This is a genomic window from Chloroflexia bacterium SDU3-3, assembly GCA_009268125.1.
GTDB lineage: Bacteria > Chloroflexota > Chloroflexia > Chloroflexales > Roseiflexaceae > SDU3-3.
In genome coordinates this window covers 98,526-115,451 of the sequence record WBOU01000013.1, presented here as the reverse complement: position 1 = coordinate 115,451, position 16,926 = coordinate 98,526, and the positions used below count along the sequence as shown (strand labels likewise).

Sequence of the window (16,926 nt, the reverse complement as noted above, 5' to 3'; positions counted from 1 at the left end):
GGCGTACGGCGGCTATGGCTACAATAGTCTGCCGCAGAACCCATGTCAATATGCCCAGCGCGCCGCCTGACTGTGCCTTCCTGTTGCTTGCTGTGCTGCTCGGTACGCCGCTGTATGTTCCTGCCGCTGGGGCGTCGCTATATGCGGATCTGCGGATCGTAGGCCTGATCCGATTCCAGATTCAGCATCGTGATATCGTTTAGGTACTCGGTGGGCACATAGTGCCGCACCTCGCGGATGCGGTGGAGCTTCTGGGATGCCTGGATGGCCGCGCGCTCGATCGCAGAGATCGACTGGGCCTGCTCGGCGGCGGTCTGCGGGAAGGCCCGCAGCATGCCCGCCTCGCTGAGGATGACGGTCAGCGGCTGGGCGAGGTCGTGGGTGGCCGCGATCGCGGTATCGATGGCGGCCTTGTCCTGCGCAGCCCGCAGCAGCTGGGTCTGGGCATCGTGCAGCTGGGCCAGGCTCTGGGCGAGCTGCACGCGGGTGGCGCGCTCGATGCCGATGATCTGCTTGCCCGCCCAGACCACCGCGCCGAGCGTCAGCATGGTGACCGCCATGCTCATCGGCATGAGCCACGGCCCCAGCGGCGCGGGCGGGATAGCGATCGCGGGGCGGATGATGCTGCAGGCCACGCTCAGCAGCGACAGCCCGCACATGGCCGCAAACAGCCTGCGCGGGATGAGCGCAAGCATCAGGCACGCCCCCACCGACTGCCGCACCGCCAGCGCCGCCGCCAGCTGGGGGTAGCGCGTGGCCATAGCGGCGCACACCAGCGCCTGTGCCGCCAGCGCCACCCCCGCGCCAGCCATCCAGCGCCGCTGGATGCACGCGGCGGCCCCGGCGAAGGCCAGCGCCTCGATGCCGCATGCCAGCGGGAAATCCCAGGAGCGCGTGTGGCCCTGCGCCAGGGCCAGCACGCCGATGGCCGCAAGCGCTGCGGTGCCGATGCTGATCTGGATGAGGACGCGGTGCAGCAGGCTGCGGATCTGTGCGTTGTACATGCAGGTTGCTCGGTAGGTTGTCGCGGGCTGGATCGGAACGCGCCGTGCGCTAGGTGGCAAGCTACTCGAGATCGCCCTTCACCTTGGGGGTGATATCGCTGCTGAGCATGGGCCAGGCCTTGACAAAGTACTCAATGCCCGAGATCGCCGTCCAGATCACGCACAGCCCCATCGAGATCGGCCACACGTTGCCGATCAGCTGCAGCCAGTTGGGCGCCTCGGGGTAGAGCGTGATCGTGGCCGCGACCAGCCGCCAGATGATTGCCACCACCGAGATCACCAGCTTCTGCTTGCCCCAGGCCCCAGCCGAGATCACGTGGCCCTCGGCGGCGGCGTAGGAGCGCAGGCCCGACACCGCCGAGTCGCGGAAGATCACTAGGAAGGGGATCCAGGCGGGCAGCAGGCCGGTCTCGATCATGGGCAGCATGGCACCGGCCACAAAGATCTTGTCGGATGTGGTGTCGAGGAAGACGCCCAGCGGCGAGACCGCGTTGAGCCGACGGGCCAGCTTGCCATCTACCATGTCGCTGATCGCCATCAGCAGCAGCAGGACGCTGGCCCCGATGTAGCCGCCCGCCGTGCCCCAGAGCACAAGCCAGAACAGCAGGGGCGTGGTGAGAATGCGCAGAAAGCCGAGCAAATTTGGGATGCTTCGGGCCGACAAGCCTTCCTCCTTGCCAGGCGCTGGCCTGGCAGTATCGTTTGGTGCTTCAGCGACACGGGCCAGAAAAGCCCGCGGTGCATAATACCACAGCCGGGGCGCGGCATGGGGCGCTGCTCCCCTTCCTAGCTCAGATATGCTATACTTTGCTGGGCTTCCCTATGGCCTATGGCGCGATCGTGAAAGGGTTTTCGTACCCACAGAAGGACGATAGCTTGATGAATGGCGCTCTGGATCTGCGGTTCTGGCTAGAGGAGCGAATCCCCTCGGAGCGAGCGGTGATTGCGCGGATGTGGCTGCTATCGCCTGATCTGGGGGCCTCGCCCGAGCTGCTGGCAGATGCGATGCTCGATGCCACCGCAGTGCGGCGCGCGCTAGATGGCCTGCCGCCGCCAGCGCGCGCCGCGCTGGTGCGCCTGCAATCCCACGGCGGCAGCCTGCCCGCGCCGGTGATCGAGCGCGAGTTTGGCAGCATCCGCGCCGCCGAGAGCTACGCCAACCCCCGCGCCTATCTGCTGGCGCTGTCGGCCCCGCCGTCGCCCACCGAGCGGCTATTTTTGCTGGGTATGATCCAGCCGGTGCCGTCGGGCCACGAGCGCCGCTACGCCATCCCGCCCGATCTGCTGGCGCTGCTGCCGCCGGTGGCCCCCGCGCCCTCTCGCATCCAGGTGGCCCCCGCGCCCGCCCCGCTCGACATGCGCGCCCGATCCACCCAGGATGCCGAGGGCGACCTGCTGGCCCTGCTGCTGCTGGGCTATGATGGCGCGCTTGAGGTGGGGGCGGGCGGCGCGCTGCGGGCGGCCAGCCTGCGCCAGCTGGCGCAGCGGCTGGGCCAGGGCGAGCCTGCGCCCTACCACACCTTTCTGCAGGCTATTGCCGAGCAGTCCGGCCTGCTGCGGCCCAGCGGCGGCCTGCTGCGCCCCACCCGCGCGGCGCTGGCATGGCTGCGCCGCCCCGCCGCCGAGCGCGCCCGCGCCATGCTGGATGCCTGGGCCGAGTCGGGGTTCGACGAGCTGGCCAGCATGTGCGGTATGTCGTTCGAGCGCACCTACGGGCGCGATCTGCAGCGCGCCCACCGCGCTCTGGTGCGGATCTTCGCCCAGCTGCCCGATGACCAGTGGGTGTCGCTGTCCGCCGTGGTCGCCGCCATCCGCGATGTCGAGCCGGACTACGCCCGCCCCACCGGCCGCTACGAGTCGTGGGGCATCCGCAGCCGCGACGGACGCTCGCTCGATGGCTTCGCCCACTGGGATGCGGTGGAGGGCGCGCAGATCGCCAGCGTGATCGCCGGGCCGCTGCACTGGCTGGGCCTGGCCGACCTGGCCCCGCGCGCGGGCGACCCCGCGCTGCTGCGGCTGACGCCCATGGGCGCGGCGCTGCTGCGGCAGGCCCCGCCGCCCGCAGAGCCACCAGCCGCACCACTCGTGGTACAATCAAACTTTGAGGCGCTGGTGCCGCCCTATGCGTCGCTCTACGCGCGCTTTCAGATCGGGCGGATCGCACGCCAGATAGCAGGCGGTGCAATGTCGGTCTTCCACCTCGACCGACACGCGCTGCTGGCCGCGCTGGACCGTGGCATAGCTTTTGACGATATTGAGCAGTTCTTGATCGAGGCCAGCGAGCGGCGTGTGCCGCAGAACGTGCTGGCATCCATGCGCGAGTGGGCCCGCCAGCACGGCCAGGTCTCGCTGCGGCGGGCGGTGCTGGTCGAAGCCAGCGACGCCGCAGTGATGCAGCAGATCCGCCATGATCGGCGGCTGCGCTTCCCCGCCGCCCAGCGCCTGAGCGACACGGCCTACGCCATCCGCGAGGGCGATGCGCCCGCCCTGGCCGAGCGCATGCGCAAGGCGGGCTACGGCCTCGCCGCCGAGGCCGCTGCCACGCCCCTGGGCGAGCGCGACCTAGCGGTGGTGCTGGCCGCGCTGGAGTTCTACGCCGGGGCCTGCGCCGATCTACAGATCGAGGGCGGCGCGAGCGCGGCCCTGCTGCGGCGGGTCTCCGATCTTCTCGACGAGCGGCAGCTCAACCGAGCATATCAGTTGGGGCGGGGGGCGCTTGAGGCGCTGCGCGAGCGGCTGCCCTAGGCCCTCGGCCCACGAGGCACGGCAATCACCCTATGGCACGAGAACGCGTCTACCGAACAGAGGCGGTGGTCATCCGCCGCGGCGACACTGGCGAGGCCGACCGGCTGCTCACCCTGCTGACCCCGGCGGGTAAGCGGCGCGTGGTGGCCAAGGGCGCGCGCAAGACCGCCAGCCGCATCGCTGGGCATATCGAGCTGTTTAGCTACGCCACCATGCTGCTGGCGGTTGGCCGCACCTTCGATATCGTCACCCAGAGCGCCCTCATCCACAGCTACGAGCATCTGCGGGCCGATCTCGACCGCATCGGCGCAGCCTACTACTGCGCCGAGCTGATCGACCGGCTGATAGAGGAGGAAGACGAAAACCCCCAGGTATTTGAGCTGCTGGTCGAGACCCTGGGTGCGCTGGACGCGGGCAGCCCCGCCGATCTGGTGCTGCGCATGTTCGAGCTGCGCCTGCTGGGGTATGTGGGCTATCGGCCACGCTTTCACCACTGCGCCGCCTGCCAAGAGCAGCTGACCGAGCAGGCCAGCCGCTTCAGCCCCGCGATGGGCGGGGTGCTCTGCCCGCGCTGCGCCAGCGCCGACCCGCGCGCCATGGCCATGGGGCTTGGTGCATTCAAGCTGCTGCGCTTCCTGCAGACCCAGCCGATCGAGGCGGTCGACCGCATGCAGATCTCGCCCCAGGTGCGCGCCGAGGCCGAGGCGCTGCTGCGCGCCTACATCCGGCAGGTGCTTGAGCGCGACCTGCGCTCGGTCGCATTCCTAGATGATGTTCGTACCCGCCTACCGAGCGGCCCGGCGTAGCACGCCCTGCGCCGGGGACATTGCACTATCGCTTTGGGACTACGACGCATGGGTGCAAGTCCCGCAAGCCGCGTAGTCACAGACATTCCAGCCATTGCGTAAGGAGAAGTGGTTATGGCCTACATCGACGATCTGCTGGGCCGCGACGAGAAGGTGATCTATATCGGGCGGCAGCATATCTTCATTCTTATCGGGAATATCCTGGCGGAGCTTTCGCTGATCGTGCTGATGGTGGCGGCGGGCGTGGCCTCGCAGGTGGCCTTCCCGAACTCGCGGCAGGGTATGATAGGGAATATGCCGATCGGCCAGATGGTGCTGATCGTGTGCCTGGTGATCAGCCTGATCATCCTGGTGAGCGCGATCATCGACTACCTGCGCTGGGTCAGCACCGAGTTCGTGATCACTAACCACCGCGTCGTTCGCCTGCGCGGCGTGGTGAACAAGGAGGCGGCTGACTCGTCGCTGGATAAGATCAATGATCTGGAGCTGCGCCAGAGCTGGCTGGGCCGCATGTTCGACTTCGGCGATGTCGAGATTCTCACCGCGTCGGATACAGGCGCGAATGTGCTGCAGAAGATCGCGCACCCGCTGGATTTCAAGCGGGCCATGAACGACGCGAAGCAGCAGTACATCCACGGGTTCGGCTACTACGACCCGCGCGAGGTCGAGCCGTATGTGTCGGCGGGCGGCGCTCTGGCGGGCGGCGGCGATCTTGAGCACACGCTCAGCACCCTGGCCGAGCTGCGCGACCGCGGCGTGCTCTCGAACGAGGAGTTCGAGCTGAAGAAGCGCGAGCTGCTGAGCCGGATCTAGCGCGCCTAAGGAATTACCCGCGCCGCGAAATCGCCCTATAATGGCGGTTTCGCGGTCTTTGTTTTGCCGGATCTAAAGGAGCACTGAATCATGAGCGACCTCTATACCCAGATCGAGCAGGCGCGCGCCGCTATCGCGGGCCGGATCGGCATAGTGCCGCGCACCGCGCTGGTGCTCGGCTCGGGCCTGGGCGCGCTGGCCGATGAGATCGAGCAGGCCACCATCATCCCCTACGGCGAGATCCCGGGCTTCCCCAAGTCCACGGTGCACGGCCACCGCGGCGAGCTGGCGGTGGGCCTTCTGGCGGGCCACCCCGTGGCCGTGATGCGCGGGCGCTTCCACTTCTACGAGGGCTACACTATGCAGGAGGTGACCTTCCCCATCCGCGTGCTGCGCGCGCTGGGCTGCGACACCCTGATCGCCACCAACGCGGCGGGCGGCCTGCGCCCCGAGTGGCAGGTGGGCAACCTGATGCGCCTGCGCGACCACATCTTCTTCCCTGGCCTGGCTGGCCATCACCCGCTGGTCGGCCCGAACGACGACCGCCTGGGCGTGCGCTTCCCGCCGGTGGTGGGCGCGTACGACGAGGGGCTGGCCCAGATGGCCCGCGAGGCCGCTGCCGAGGCCGGGACGACCCTGCGCGAGGGCGTCTACGCCATGGTCAGCGGCCCGGCCTTCGAGAGCGGGGCCGAGCTGAAGATGTTCCAGATCTTGGGGGCCGATGCGGTGGGGATGTCGACCGCGCCCGAGGTGCTGGTGGCGCGGCACGGCGGCATGCGGGTGCTGGCGATCTCGCTGATCACCAACCTGGCGCTGCCCGATGGTGCGCCCGCCAACCACGAGGAGGTGCTTGAGGCCGGCGAGGCCGCCAAGCCCGCGTTCAGCGCGGTGATCCGCGGGGTGCTGTCGCGCATCCAGGCGGCGGGCTAGCGAAAAAGCGGGGCGTCGGGGTCTTTTTAAGCTCCCCGATGCCCCGTATCACACCCCACCCTACTCCTCGGGTGGCAGCGAGGTGGCGATGTCGTAGACCAGCACCTGCACATCCAGGTCGTTCTCGGTCAGCAGCGAGAGCGTGATCGGCTGGACGATCTCTTTGATGGTGCTCTCGTGGTCGGCGGGCGCGTAGACGCGGATGGTCGCCTCTTCGCTGTTGCGCTGCTTGATGCGGATGACAGCGTCGGGGCTGGCACCCTGGATGCGGCTGGTGAGATCCGCAATGGCATTTTCGATGGACATGAGCCGGTCCTCCTATACATAACGACCGTAGAGAATCTAAGATGTTGCCGCAAGCCGTAAAGGGCTACCCTACAGCGAATTTCGCAGGCTACCGCCCCTAATAATAAAAGGGCAGTGCAGCCGCTGTCAATGGCGCGCTGCCGACCTGGGGGTGGCACCATTGTACCGCGCCGCGCTAGTACTCTCATCCATCGGCGAGCACGCGGCGCATCCGGGCGGTGAACTCGCTGAGCACCAGCGCGGTAGCCCCCCACACCTTCTGCTGCCCGATGGCGAAGTAGGGCACATCCACCACCGTGCCGCGCAGCGTGCGCCGCTCGGTGAGCACCATGGCCGGGTCGAGCAGGTCGCGCAGCGTCACCAGGATGATGTCGCTCACCTCGTAGGGGTTCACATACAGCTGCGGCGCGATCTGGCTATATGCTACCACAGGTGTGACCTGGAAATTGCTGGGCAGGATGTAGATCGGCGCGAACTCGCCCCAGATCGCCAGCCCGCCCTGGGGGACACCGATCTCCTCCTCGCACTCGCGCAGGGCGGTGGCGATCGGCCCGCTGTCGCCGGGGTCGGTCGCGCCGCCCGGCAGCGAGACCTCGCCGCTATGGTGGGGCAGGTGCTCGCTGCGCACCGTAAGCGGCAGGCACAGGTCGCCGCCTTGGGGGAAGAGCAGCAGGAGCACCGCGCCCAGCCGTGCGCGCATGCCCGGCGGCGGCCCCGCCAAGCGCATGTGTCGGCCCTGGGTGTCGCGCACGATCAGCAGTTCTTCTGGTGCTATGGTGGTCTCAAGCTGCGTTGCTGTGTGGGCCAGGGCCGCCCAGCCCTGGCTAGTTGTGGGAAGCGAGCTTGGCCGTATCACGTGGTGCCTCCGAGAAGCCATGGTTCGACATAGCATAGTGTAGCACGAACTGCAAGCCATGTTAGGCTTCGCCGAGGGTGTGCGTCCTCAATAATACGGAAGCGTTGTTACCATCAAGCTGCCAAGAAAATACCAGAGTGTACCCGATCACAGGATGTTGTGTACTAGAGGGCTTTTCCTGCGCAGAACGGGTGGAGCTTGCGCCTAGCCCACATGCTCGGCGATGGCTGGCGCGCCGCGCTCGGGCTGCGGTGCGCCGCGCCCGGCCCACGGCCCTGGCCAGCCCGGCAGCAGCGCTCCCAGCGCCAGGGCCGCCAGCGCGAAGTAGAATGTGAGCCGGTAGTCCAGGTCGAACCCGGCCAGATACTCGCTGCAGGCCTGGTCGATCTGGGCCTTGGCCTGTGCCTGCGCGGCGGCGGGCTGGCTGCTCAGCGCGGGCGGCAGGTTGCGCTCGGGGGCGACGCCTGGGGTCTCGCATAGCCCGAAGCTGGTCGATGCCCCAGCGGCGCTGTGAGCGCTGTAGTCGGCCTGCAGCTGCCGAGTCTGCGCCGAGGATGTGCTGGCCAGCAACGTGGCCAGCAGCGCCACGCCGATCGACTGCACCACAAAGCGCGTGCCGTTGATCAGCGACGACCCGCGTGGCAGCAGGTTGCGCGGCACCGCGCCCAGCGCCGTGGCCATGGTGGTCTGGGTGATGCAGCCCAGCGCCGCCCCGCGCAGCGCCAGCAGCCACATGATCGTGCTCATCGGCGTGAGCGCCTGGATCTGCGAGAGCTGCCATGTGTTGACCGCCAGCAGCCCGAAGCCCACGATCAGCAGCATGCGCGGGCCGATCTTGTCGTAGAAGCGCCCGGCCAGCGGCGTGACCACCGCCGAGGTGAGCGCCAGCGGCAGCAGCAGCAGCCCGCTCTCCATGGCCGTGCGCCCGCGCAGCACCTGCAGGTACACCGGCATCAGGAACTCGGCCCCGAACAGCGCCACCACAGTGACATAACCGATCACCGTGGCGATCGCGAAGGTGGGGCTGCGGAACAGCCGCAGGTCGAGCAGCGGCTCCTTGGCCACAAACAGCTCGACGATGATGAAGGCCAGCAGCGCCACCGCGCCTACCGCGAAGATCCCCAGCACCTCGGCAGCCCCCCAGCCGATCTCGGCGGCCTGCGTGGCGGCGTACAGCAGCGACCCAAAGGCGATGACCGCTGTCGCGATGCCCAGCGGGTCGGCCTTGGCGTGGCCCTCGGCCTTGTCGGGCCGCAGCATGGTGGTGGCCAGCACCACGCCCAGCAGCCCGATCGGCAGGTTGATCAAGAAGATCCAGCGCCACAGATCGGCATCCACCAGCAGCCCGCCGAGGATCGGCCCCAGCGCCGGTGCCACCACCAGCGCCATGCCGAAGAAGCCGAGCGCGGTGCCCTGCTCGTTGGGCGGGAAGGCGCGGTAGAACATGGCCGGGCCAAGCGGCTGGGCCAGCCCGCCGCCGATGCCCTGCAGGGCGCGCGCGACGATCAGCAGCAGGAAGCTGGGGGCCAGCCCGCAGAACAGCGAGCTGAGCGTGAATAGCGCTAGGCCGGTGATGTAGATGCGCTTGATGCCGAATCGGTCGGCCAGAAAGCCCGAGAGCGGCGTGGTGATGCCCAGCGCCAGCGTGTAGATGCTGATGATCCACTGCGCCTCTGCCAGCGTCACGCCATACTCGGCGCGCAGCGTCTGGAGCGCCACATTGATGACCGTGCTGTCGAGAATGATCATGAAGATCCCGAAGATCACGCAGATCAGCACTTTCCACTTGTACGCTAGGCCCTTTTCTCCCGAGGGCTGCATCGCCGGCGCGGCGGGGTTGCTCATAGGTTGCGGCTCCTTCTCCTGCTCGTTGGGATGTGATTATGCTGCCTACGTCCATTTCTTTGCGCTGGATGCGCCCCACGCCCACTCAGCGCTATGCTACAATGGGCCAGCCCCACGCGCTGCGCTACCGAGCGCACCCTCAGGCTGGGGAAGGGTGAAAGCATGCGAGTCTATATTTCTGCCGACATGGAAGGGGCATCGGGTGTGGTCCACGCCGACCAGACCGAGCCAGGGGCGCGCGAGTACGACCGCGCCTGCGCGCTGATGATGGGCGATGTGAATGCCGCCGTGGAGGGCGCGCTGGATGCTGGCGCGACCGAGGTGGTGGTGAACGACTCGCACTGGAACATGCGCAATCTGCATATTGAGGATCTGCACCCGTGCGCCGAGCTAATCTCCGGCTCGCCCAAGCCCTACTCGATGGTGCAGGGGCTGGAGGCAGGCTTCGACGCCATGTTCTGCGTGGGCTACCATGGCATGGCGGGCAGCACCCCGGCCACCATCGACCATACCTACACCGAGGGGTCGGTCTACCGCGTCACCATCAACGATCTGGTGGTGGGCGAGCTGGGCATCAATGCGCTGTTCGCCGGGCACTTCGGCGTGCCGGTGGCGCTTGTCACCGGCGACCAGACGATCTGCGCCGAGGCCCGCGCCCTGCTGGGCGACCGCGTCACCACCGTGCAGGTGAAGCAGGCCATCAGCCGCACCGGCGCGCGCTGCCTGCCCCTGGGCGAGAGCCGCCGCCGCATCCGCGAGGGCGCGCAGGCCGCGCTGGCCCAGCTGCCGCCGCCGCTGCTCCCTGCCCCCAGGGTGACCATGCTGGTCGAGTTTATGAAGACCAGCCAGGCCGATATGGCCGCGCTCACGCCCGGCAGCGAGCGGGTGGGCGCGCGCGGCGTGCAGTTCACCCACGCCAGCTATACCGAGGTGTTCCGGGCCTTCCGCGCTATGTATAACCTTGCTGGCTAGCCTATGAAGCACTGTTTTCTGCTGCTGCTGTGCGCCCTGCTGCTCTCGGGCTGCTATGCCCACGATACGATCGTGCAGCTGAACGACGACGGCAGCGGTACGATCGAGGTCCATGTGGGGGTGAACCAGGCGTACCAGCAGCAGCAGGAGGCGGCTGGCCAGGTGCCTATCGACCCGCAGACGCTTTACGAGATCTTCTCGGCGGAGGTGGACAACTTCCCAGAGGCCTGGCAGCCCGCGCTCGACTACTGGAGCGATAGCACCTACGCTGGCGTCCGCCTTACCACCCAGTTCACCGACACGGCCATGCTGCAGAGCCAGCTCAACACGCTGCGCGAGAAGGCCAGCAACTACAACAGCATGATCACAACCTTGACGGCGACCCGCCAGAACGACCATGTGTCGGTGGTGGCGGCCCTCACCGGCAGGCCCTTTGATGCCAATGGCGATGCTCTGCCCGCAGGCTACCCCAGCCGCTTTCACTGGGAAGTGCAGTCGGCCAGCGTGGTCGAGTGCACGCCCAGCCGCTTTTCGTCGTGTAACTCGACCTCGGCGCTGTGGGAGTTCGGGATCGACGCGCTGGGCAATGGCGAGAGCCTGACGCTCACCAGCGACTCGCAGATGGGCACCACGCCCACCCCCACGACGCCCCGCACCATCACGCCCACGCCAGATGGCAACGCCACCGCCACGCCCACCATCACGCTCACCCCCCAGCCTGGCGGGGTGATTGTCGCCACCAGCACGCCTACGGCCACGCCCACCCCCACGGACACCCTGGCCATCACCGCTACCGCCACCGCTGCCGTGGATGTGGCACCTACAGGTTTTGGCGCCACCCCTGGCCCTGGCGACATCCGTGCCACCGAGCAGCCGACCGAGGTGGTCATCCTGCCGCGCGGCACCTCGCCAGCGCAGCCTGGTCGCCTGCCCACTGCGGTGGCCCCGCTAGCTACCGCCGCGCCCGCCGGGGCCACCACGGTGGCCCAGCTGCCGCCTGCGCCCGCGCCCGACACCACAGGGCCGAGCGTGCGCTACCTGCCGCTGGTGGCACGCGATGCGTCGGTGGGCGCGGCGGGGGAAAGCCCTACGCGTGGTGGTACGGTCGTCCAGTCGCTGCGGCTCAAGCGCCCGGTGCTGCCCTATCGCAATCTGATGATCGGCCTGTTCCTGTTGGCCTCATTTGTCTGTTTTGCCTATGTGCTGCTGCGCCGCATCCAGATGCAGCGTCGCGCCCGTGCCGCCGCTGCCGCCCAGGCCGCTGCGCCAGCGGGGGAGATCCCCCCGCCCAGCAGCGAGCAAGCGCCGCCGCCGCCAGATGATCAGCGCCCAGAGCCTTCGGAAGGCGATCGGCAACTTTGACACGTACCCGAAAGCGCGGTATAGTACGGTTCGGCAAAGCGTGCTGGACAGATGATTCTGGCGCAGCCGAATACACTTCTGCCCACATGGGCTTGGTGTTGCTCTATGGATGATATCGTACTTCCGATGGCGGAGCTACCCGAGGTCATGCGCACATGGCTTGCAGAGCAGCCCGCTGTTGTTATTTCAATCGAGCAGCTAGATGAAGGGCGCGTGAGAATTCGCGCCCTTCCCGGTGTTGCCCCCGAGGTGATCGCCCGCGCGCAGGTGACCATGGCCACCTACCGCGAGGCCCTGATGAACCTCTCGTAGCAACGCCAGGGTGGTACCACTGGCTATGGTTCTTGCGCCCGCCGACATCTTGCTGATCCACGAGCTGCTGATGACATCGTTCGGTGGCATGCGCGGCATCACCGAGTCGGGCTTTGGCCGGCTCGAGGGCGCGGCGGCGGCACCGAGCGCCAGCGCCTTCGGGATGGAGATCTTCCCCAGCGCGCGCGAGAAGGCCGGGGCGCTGTGCTACGCGATCATGAAGGCGCACCCGTTCTCGGATGGCAACAAGCGGGTGGCCCTGGTGGCCCTGGATATGGCCCTCGATGCGGCTGGGCTGCGCCTGCAGGCCAGCAACCACGAGGCCTACAGCGCGATCATGGCCCTGGCCGATGGCTCGATGAGCCGCGAGGGCCTGCTCGACTGGCTCGAACGCCATAGCACCGAGCGCTAGCCACAGCGGGCTTCCCGCCGCCAGCGCTGGCCTGGAAGCGCGGCATGAACTACCTGCACCTGGGCGATCTGATGGCCATCCGGCATCGGGTGGCCAAGGAGAGCGTGAACAGCTGCGCGGTGCGCGAGATGAGCAGCCTGATGGCTGCGATCAGCGCGCCACAGCAGGTGGTGTTTGGTCAAGAAATATTTGGCTCGCTTGAGGAGAAGGCGGGCGCGCTGTTGCACAGCCTGGTTGTCTTCCACCCGTTCTGGGATGGAAACAAGCGGATCGCAACCCTGGCGCTTCGGCTCTTCCTCCAGCGCAACGGCGCGCGCCTCACCGCCACCGATGATGCGCTGCGCCAGTACGCCCGCGAGATCGCTCGCGGCGCGATCAGCCGCGAGGATGTGACCGCGTGGCTGGCGGATCAAATCGAGGATAGTGCGTAGCTGCATGCGCGTGCCGCAATGGTGCAGCAGGCAGACCAGCTTCTGCGCAGCACGCATTCCAGTATTACACAATACAACGGAGGAGTTGTAATGGCTCACAAATGGGTGTACCTGTTCACCGAGGGCAACGCGTCGATGCGCGAGCTGCTTGGCGGTAAGGGCGCTGGCGTTGCCGAGATGACGCGCACGGGCGTGCCGGTTCCTCCAGGCTTCACGATCACCACCGAGGCCTGCAATGCATACTACGAGTACGGCAAGCAGTTCCCCGAGGGCCTGTGGGAGCAGGCGCTTGAGGCGCTGAAGGATATCGAGGCCAAGACCGGCAAGAAGTTCGGCGACCCCTCGAACCCGCTGCTCGTCTCGGTGCGCTCTGGCGCCCGCGAGTCCATGCCCGGTATGATGGACACGGTGCTCAACCTCGGCCTGAACCAGGCGACCCTTGAGGGCCTCGCCAAGCTGACCGAGAACCCCCGCTTCGCCGCCGACGCCTACCGCCGCTTCGTGCAGCTGTTCGGCAAGATCGTGCTTGGCGTGGACGGCGAGAAGCTTGAGCACGTGATGGACGAGGCCAAGGGCCACGGCGAGCGCCAGGACACCGACCTCTCCACCGAGGAGCTGACCGACATCACCGCGAAGTTCAAGGCCCTGATCAAGAACGAGACCGGCCAGGAGTTCCCTGACGACCCGTTCGAGCAGCTGCGCCTGGCGATCGCCGCCGTGTTCAACTCCTGGATGGGCCGCCGCGCGATCGACTACCGCCGTATCGAGAAGATCCCCGACAACATCGGCACGGGCGTGAACGTCCAGTCGATGGTGTTCGGCAACATGGGCAACGACTCGGCCACTGGCGTGGCGTTCAGCCGCAACCCGGCCACGGGCGAGAACGTGCTGTTCGGCGAGTACCTCATCAACGCCCAGGGCGAGGATGTGGTGGCCGGTATCCGCACGCCCAAGCCGATGTCGCAGATGACGGACGAGATGCCGCAGTCCTACAAGGAGTTCTCGGCCTTCGCCCACCAGCTGGAGCAGCACTACAAGGACGTGCAGGACATGGAGTTTACCGTCGAGCGCGGTAAGCTGTGGCTCCTGCAGACCCGCAACGGCAAGCGCACCGGCATGGCCGCCGTCAAGATCGCGGTCGACCTGGTGAACGAGGGCCTGATCGACAAAGAGACGGCGCTCACCCGCGTGAAGCCCGAGATGCTCAACCAGTTCCTCTTCCCGATCGTGGACGCGAAGGCCGCCAAGAAGGCGGGCGTGCTGGCCAAGGGCCTGGCCGCCGGCCCCGGCGCCGCCAGCGGCCAGATCGTGCTTGACCCGGATGTGGCCGCCGAGCGCGCCGAGAAGGGCGAGCAGGTCATCCTCATCCGCACCGAGACTGCCCCCGAGGACTTCCACGGCATGGTCGCCTCTGGCGCGATCGTCACCGCCCGCGGCGGCCTCACCAGCCACGCCGCCGTGGTGGCCCGCCAGCTCGGCAAGTGCTGCGTCTGCGGTGTCGACGCGCTGCAGATCGACTACAAGGCCCAGACCGTCACCATCCGCGGCACCGACACCGTGCTGAAGGCTGGCGACTACGTGACCGTGGACGGCCACGGCGGCCTGATCTACGCTGGCCAGATCCCGACCAGCGAGGCCGAGGTGGTGCAGGTCATCCGCGGCCAGCTGAAGGCCGAGGAGTCCGAGCTGTACACCTACTTCACCACGTTCCTCAGCTGGGCCGACGAGGTCCGCAAGCTGGGCGTGCGCGCCAACGCCGACTCGCCGACGGATGCCAAGATCGCCCGCGCGTTCGGCGCGAGCGGCATCGGCCTCTGCCGCACCGAGCACATGTTCTTCGAGGGCGACCGCATCGACGCCGTGCGCGAGATGATCGTGGCCAACACGGTTGAGGAGCGCCGCGCCGCCCTGGCCAAGATCCTGCCGCTGCAGCAGGGCGACTTCGAGGGCATCTTCGAGGCGATGGAGGGCTTCCCGGTCACCATCCGCACGCTCGACCCGCCGCTGCACGAGTTCCTCCCGCACGACAATGAGGCGATCGAGGATCTGGCGCAGAAGATGGGCATCAGCTCGAAGACTCTGCACGAGAAGATCAACAACCTGCACGAGTCGAACCCGATGCTCGGCTTCCGTGGCTGCCGCCTCGGCATCATCTACCCCGAGATCACCGAGATGCAGGCCCGCGCGATCTTCAAGGCCGCCGCTGCGGTCCAGAAGCGCGGCATCAAGGCCAGCCCCGAGATCATGATCCCGCTGGTCACCGACATCACCGAGCTTCGCGCCCAGGCCCAGCTTGTCCACGCCGTGGCCAAGGAGGTCCAGGAGGAGACCGGCGAGACCGTCGAGTACCTGCTCGGCACCATGATCGAGCTGCCCCGCGCGGCCCTCACCGCCGACAAGATCGCCGAGGAGGCTCAGTTCTTCTCCTTCGGCACGAATGACCTGACCCAGACCACCCTGGGCATGAGCCGCGACGACGCTGGCCGCTTCCTGCCCAGCTACGTCGAGCGCAAGCTCTACAAGGACGACCCCTTCCAGGTGCTCGACCAGGACGGCGTCGGCCAGCTGGTGCAGATCGGCACCCAGAAGGGCCGCTCGACCCGCGAGAACCTCAAGGTCGGCATCTGCGGCGAGCATGGCGGCGAGCCGGCCTCGGTCGAGTTCTGCCACCGCACCGGCCTCAACTACGTCTCGTGCAGCCCCTACCGCGTGGTGATCGCGCGGCTGGCGGCGGCCCAGGCGGCGCTGAAGGACAAGTAGGCATCGCCCTGGGGCTTCGGCCCTAGCGAGCAGCAGGCGGGCGCGCGGGGGAAACCCCGTGCGCCCGCTGTGCATGTCGGCCTGCAACAAAGCCGCGCCGCGCTGCGTCGTAGCGGTACAAAATCAGCCGATAGACTCGAAGGAACTTCGATGCGACTTATTCTCTACCTTGGCAAGGGCGGTGTAGGCAAGACCACCACCGCAGCCGCCACGGCGGTGCGCGCCGCCGAGCTTGGCCACCGCACCCTCGTGGTCAGCACCGACGTGGCCCATAGCCTCGCCGACGCGCTTGACACCCCGCTTGGCTCGCAGCCCACTCAGGTGGCCGAGAACCTCTGGGGCCAGGAGATCAACGTGCTGGACGAGGTGCGCGAGCACTGGGGCGCGCTGCGCAACTACCTGGCCACCCTGCTCAAGCGCAAGGGCGTGGACGACGTAGCCTCCGAGGAACTGGCGATCATCCCTGGCATGGAGGAGGTCGTGTCGCTGCTGCACATCCACCGCCAGGCCCGCGATGGCAACTACGACGCCGTGATCGTGGATGCGGCCCCCACCGGCGAGACCATCCGCCTCCTAACCATGCCCGAGACCTTCCAGTGGTACGCCTCGCGCGTGATGGAGTGGGACAGCGGCACCATGAGCCTGGCCAAGCCGCTGGTGCGGGCGCTCATCCCGGCCACCAACGCCTTCGAGCAGGTGCAGAAGCTGCAGAAGGGCGTCGAGGTGCTGCGCACCACCCTCACCGATCCGTCGATCAGCTCGTACCGCCTGGTGGTGAACCCCGAGCGGATCGTGATCAAAGAGGCCCAGCGCGCCGCCACCTACCTCTCGCTGTTCGGCTACCCGGTAGATGGCGTGGTGCTCAACCGCGTGCTGCCCAAGACCGCCGTCGAGGGCGCGTTCATGAGCCAGATGGCCGAGATGCAGTCGCGCTACCGCCAGCAGGTCCACGACCTGTTTTCGCCCCTGCCGATCTGGGAGGCCCCGCACTACCCGCACGATGTCACCGGCGTCGAGCGGCTGGCCGCCGTGGGCCGCGCCCTGTTCAAGCAGGAGGATCCGACCAAGGTCTTCTTCGCAGGCAGCACCCAGGAGATCGTGAAAGAGGGCGAGGAGTACCTGCTGCGCCTGCCGCTGCCACATGTCGAGATCGGCAAGGTGGGCATCACCAAGCGCGGCGACGAGCTGTTCATCACCATCGGCAACTTCAAGCGCGACATGATCCTGCCGCTGACCCTGGCCGAGCGCCCCGCCACCAAGGCGGTGTTCAAGGGCGGCACGCTGGAGGTGCGCTTCGGCGCGCCCGAGCCGCCCATCCCCCAGCCCTAGCGCTAGCCCAAAGCCCGAAAAAGACCACCGCCCGCAGGGAAAC

General features: G+C 67.5%; 16 protein-coding genes. 11 read left to right on the top strand and 5 right to left on the bottom strand.

Annotated features, from left to right (window positions below; all coding sequences use genetic code 11):
• Positions 1–137: 137 nt before the first annotated feature.
• Positions 138–1,004, bottom strand: a complete 867-nt coding sequence (locus tag F8S13_19815; GenBank protein KAB8141345.1) for a hypothetical protein — start codon at positions 1,002–1,004, stop codon at positions 138–140.
• Between the two features lie 61 nt (positions 1,005–1,065).
• Positions 1,066–1,668: a CDP-alcohol phosphatidyltransferase family protein gene (locus tag F8S13_19810; GenBank protein ID KAB8141344.1), complete on the bottom strand. Its 603-nt coding sequence runs from the start codon at positions 1,666–1,668 to the stop codon at positions 1,066–1,068.
• 215 nt (positions 1,669–1,883) lie between these two features.
• Between F8S13_19810 and F8S13_19805 the strand changes: the two genes are divergently transcribed.
• From F8S13_19805 to F8S13_19790, 4 genes are all read left to right on the top strand, one after another.
• Positions 1,884–3,749, top strand: a complete 1,866-nt coding sequence (locus F8S13_19805) for a hypothetical protein (GenBank protein KAB8141343.1) — start codon at positions 1,884–1,886, stop codon at positions 3,747–3,749.
• A 32-nt stretch (positions 3,750–3,781) separates the two neighbouring features.
• Positions 3,782–4,555: a DNA repair protein RecO gene (gene recO / locus F8S13_19800; GenBank protein KAB8141342.1), complete on the top strand. Its 774-nt coding sequence runs from the start codon at positions 3,782–3,784 to the stop codon at positions 4,553–4,555.
• 114 nt (positions 4,556–4,669) lie between these two features.
• Entirely contained in the window at positions 4,670–5,368 is a 699-nt protein-coding gene (locus tag F8S13_19795; GenBank protein KAB8141341.1) for a PH domain-containing protein, read from the top strand.
• A gap of 90 nt (positions 5,369–5,458) precedes the next feature.
• A complete protein-coding gene (locus F8S13_19790; GenBank protein KAB8141340.1) occupies positions 5,459–6,298 on the top strand; it encodes a purine-nucleoside phosphorylase in 840 nt (279 codons plus the stop codon).
• A gap of 60 nt (positions 6,299–6,358) precedes the next feature.
• Here the strand turns inward: F8S13_19790 and F8S13_19785 are convergent, their stop codons facing one another.
• From F8S13_19785 to F8S13_19775, 3 genes are all read right to left on the bottom strand, one after another.
• Positions 6,359–6,604, bottom strand: a complete 246-nt coding sequence (locus F8S13_19785) for a hypothetical protein (protein ID KAB8141339.1) — start codon at positions 6,602–6,604, stop codon at positions 6,359–6,361.
• Positions 6,605–6,788: 184 nt separating this feature from the next.
• Positions 6,789–7,520 carry a CoA pyrophosphatase gene (locus tag F8S13_19780; GenBank protein ID KAB8141338.1) on the bottom strand — a complete coding sequence of 244 codons (732 nt, stop codon included), beginning with the start codon at positions 7,518–7,520 and terminating at the stop codon, positions 6,789–6,791.
• A gap of 144 nt (positions 7,521–7,664) precedes the next feature.
• Positions 7,665–9,305 carry a DHA2 family efflux MFS transporter permease subunit gene (locus tag F8S13_19775; protein KAB8141337.1) on the bottom strand — a complete coding sequence of 547 codons (1,641 nt, stop codon included), beginning with the start codon at positions 9,303–9,305 and terminating at the stop codon, positions 7,665–7,667.
• Positions 9,306–9,398: 93 nt separating this feature from the next.
• On the opposite strand from F8S13_19775, the gene F8S13_19770 reads away from it, so the two are divergent.
• From F8S13_19770 to F8S13_19740, 7 genes are all read left to right on the top strand, one after another.
• Entirely contained in the window at positions 9,399–10,277 is an 879-nt protein-coding gene (locus tag F8S13_19770; protein KAB8141336.1) for a M55 family metallopeptidase, read from the top strand.
• 3 nt (positions 10,278–10,280) lie between these two features.
• Complete coding sequence (locus tag F8S13_19765) at positions 10,281–11,639, top strand: hypothetical protein (protein ID KAB8141335.1); 1,359 nt, start codon at positions 10,281–10,283, stop codon at positions 11,637–11,639.
• 105 nt (positions 11,640–11,744) lie between these two features.
• The gene (locus tag F8S13_19760; protein KAB8141334.1) at positions 11,745–11,951 is read left to right on the top strand and encodes a hypothetical protein; all 207 of its coding nucleotides are present in this window, start codon (positions 11,745–11,747) and stop codon (positions 11,949–11,951) included.
• A 25-nt stretch (positions 11,952–11,976) separates the two neighbouring features.
• On the top strand, positions 11,977–12,363 hold the full coding sequence (locus F8S13_19755) for a type II toxin-antitoxin system death-on-curing family toxin (GenBank protein KAB8141333.1): 387 nt from the start codon (positions 11,977–11,979) through the stop codon (positions 12,361–12,363).
• Positions 12,364–12,407: 44 nt separating this feature from the next.
• A complete protein-coding gene (locus F8S13_19750; protein ID KAB8141332.1) occupies positions 12,408–12,794 on the top strand; it encodes a type II toxin-antitoxin system death-on-curing family toxin in 387 nt (128 codons plus the stop codon).
• Between the two features lie 90 nt (positions 12,795–12,884).
• Complete coding sequence (locus tag F8S13_19745; GenBank protein KAB8141331.1) at positions 12,885–15,554, top strand: pyruvate, phosphate dikinase; 2,670 nt, start codon at positions 12,885–12,887, stop codon at positions 15,552–15,554.
• A 150-nt stretch (positions 15,555–15,704) separates the two neighbouring features.
• A complete protein-coding gene (locus tag F8S13_19740; GenBank protein KAB8141330.1) occupies positions 15,705–16,883 on the top strand; it encodes an ArsA family ATPase in 1,179 nt (392 codons plus the stop codon).
• Positions 16,884–16,926 lie beyond the last annotated feature (43 nt).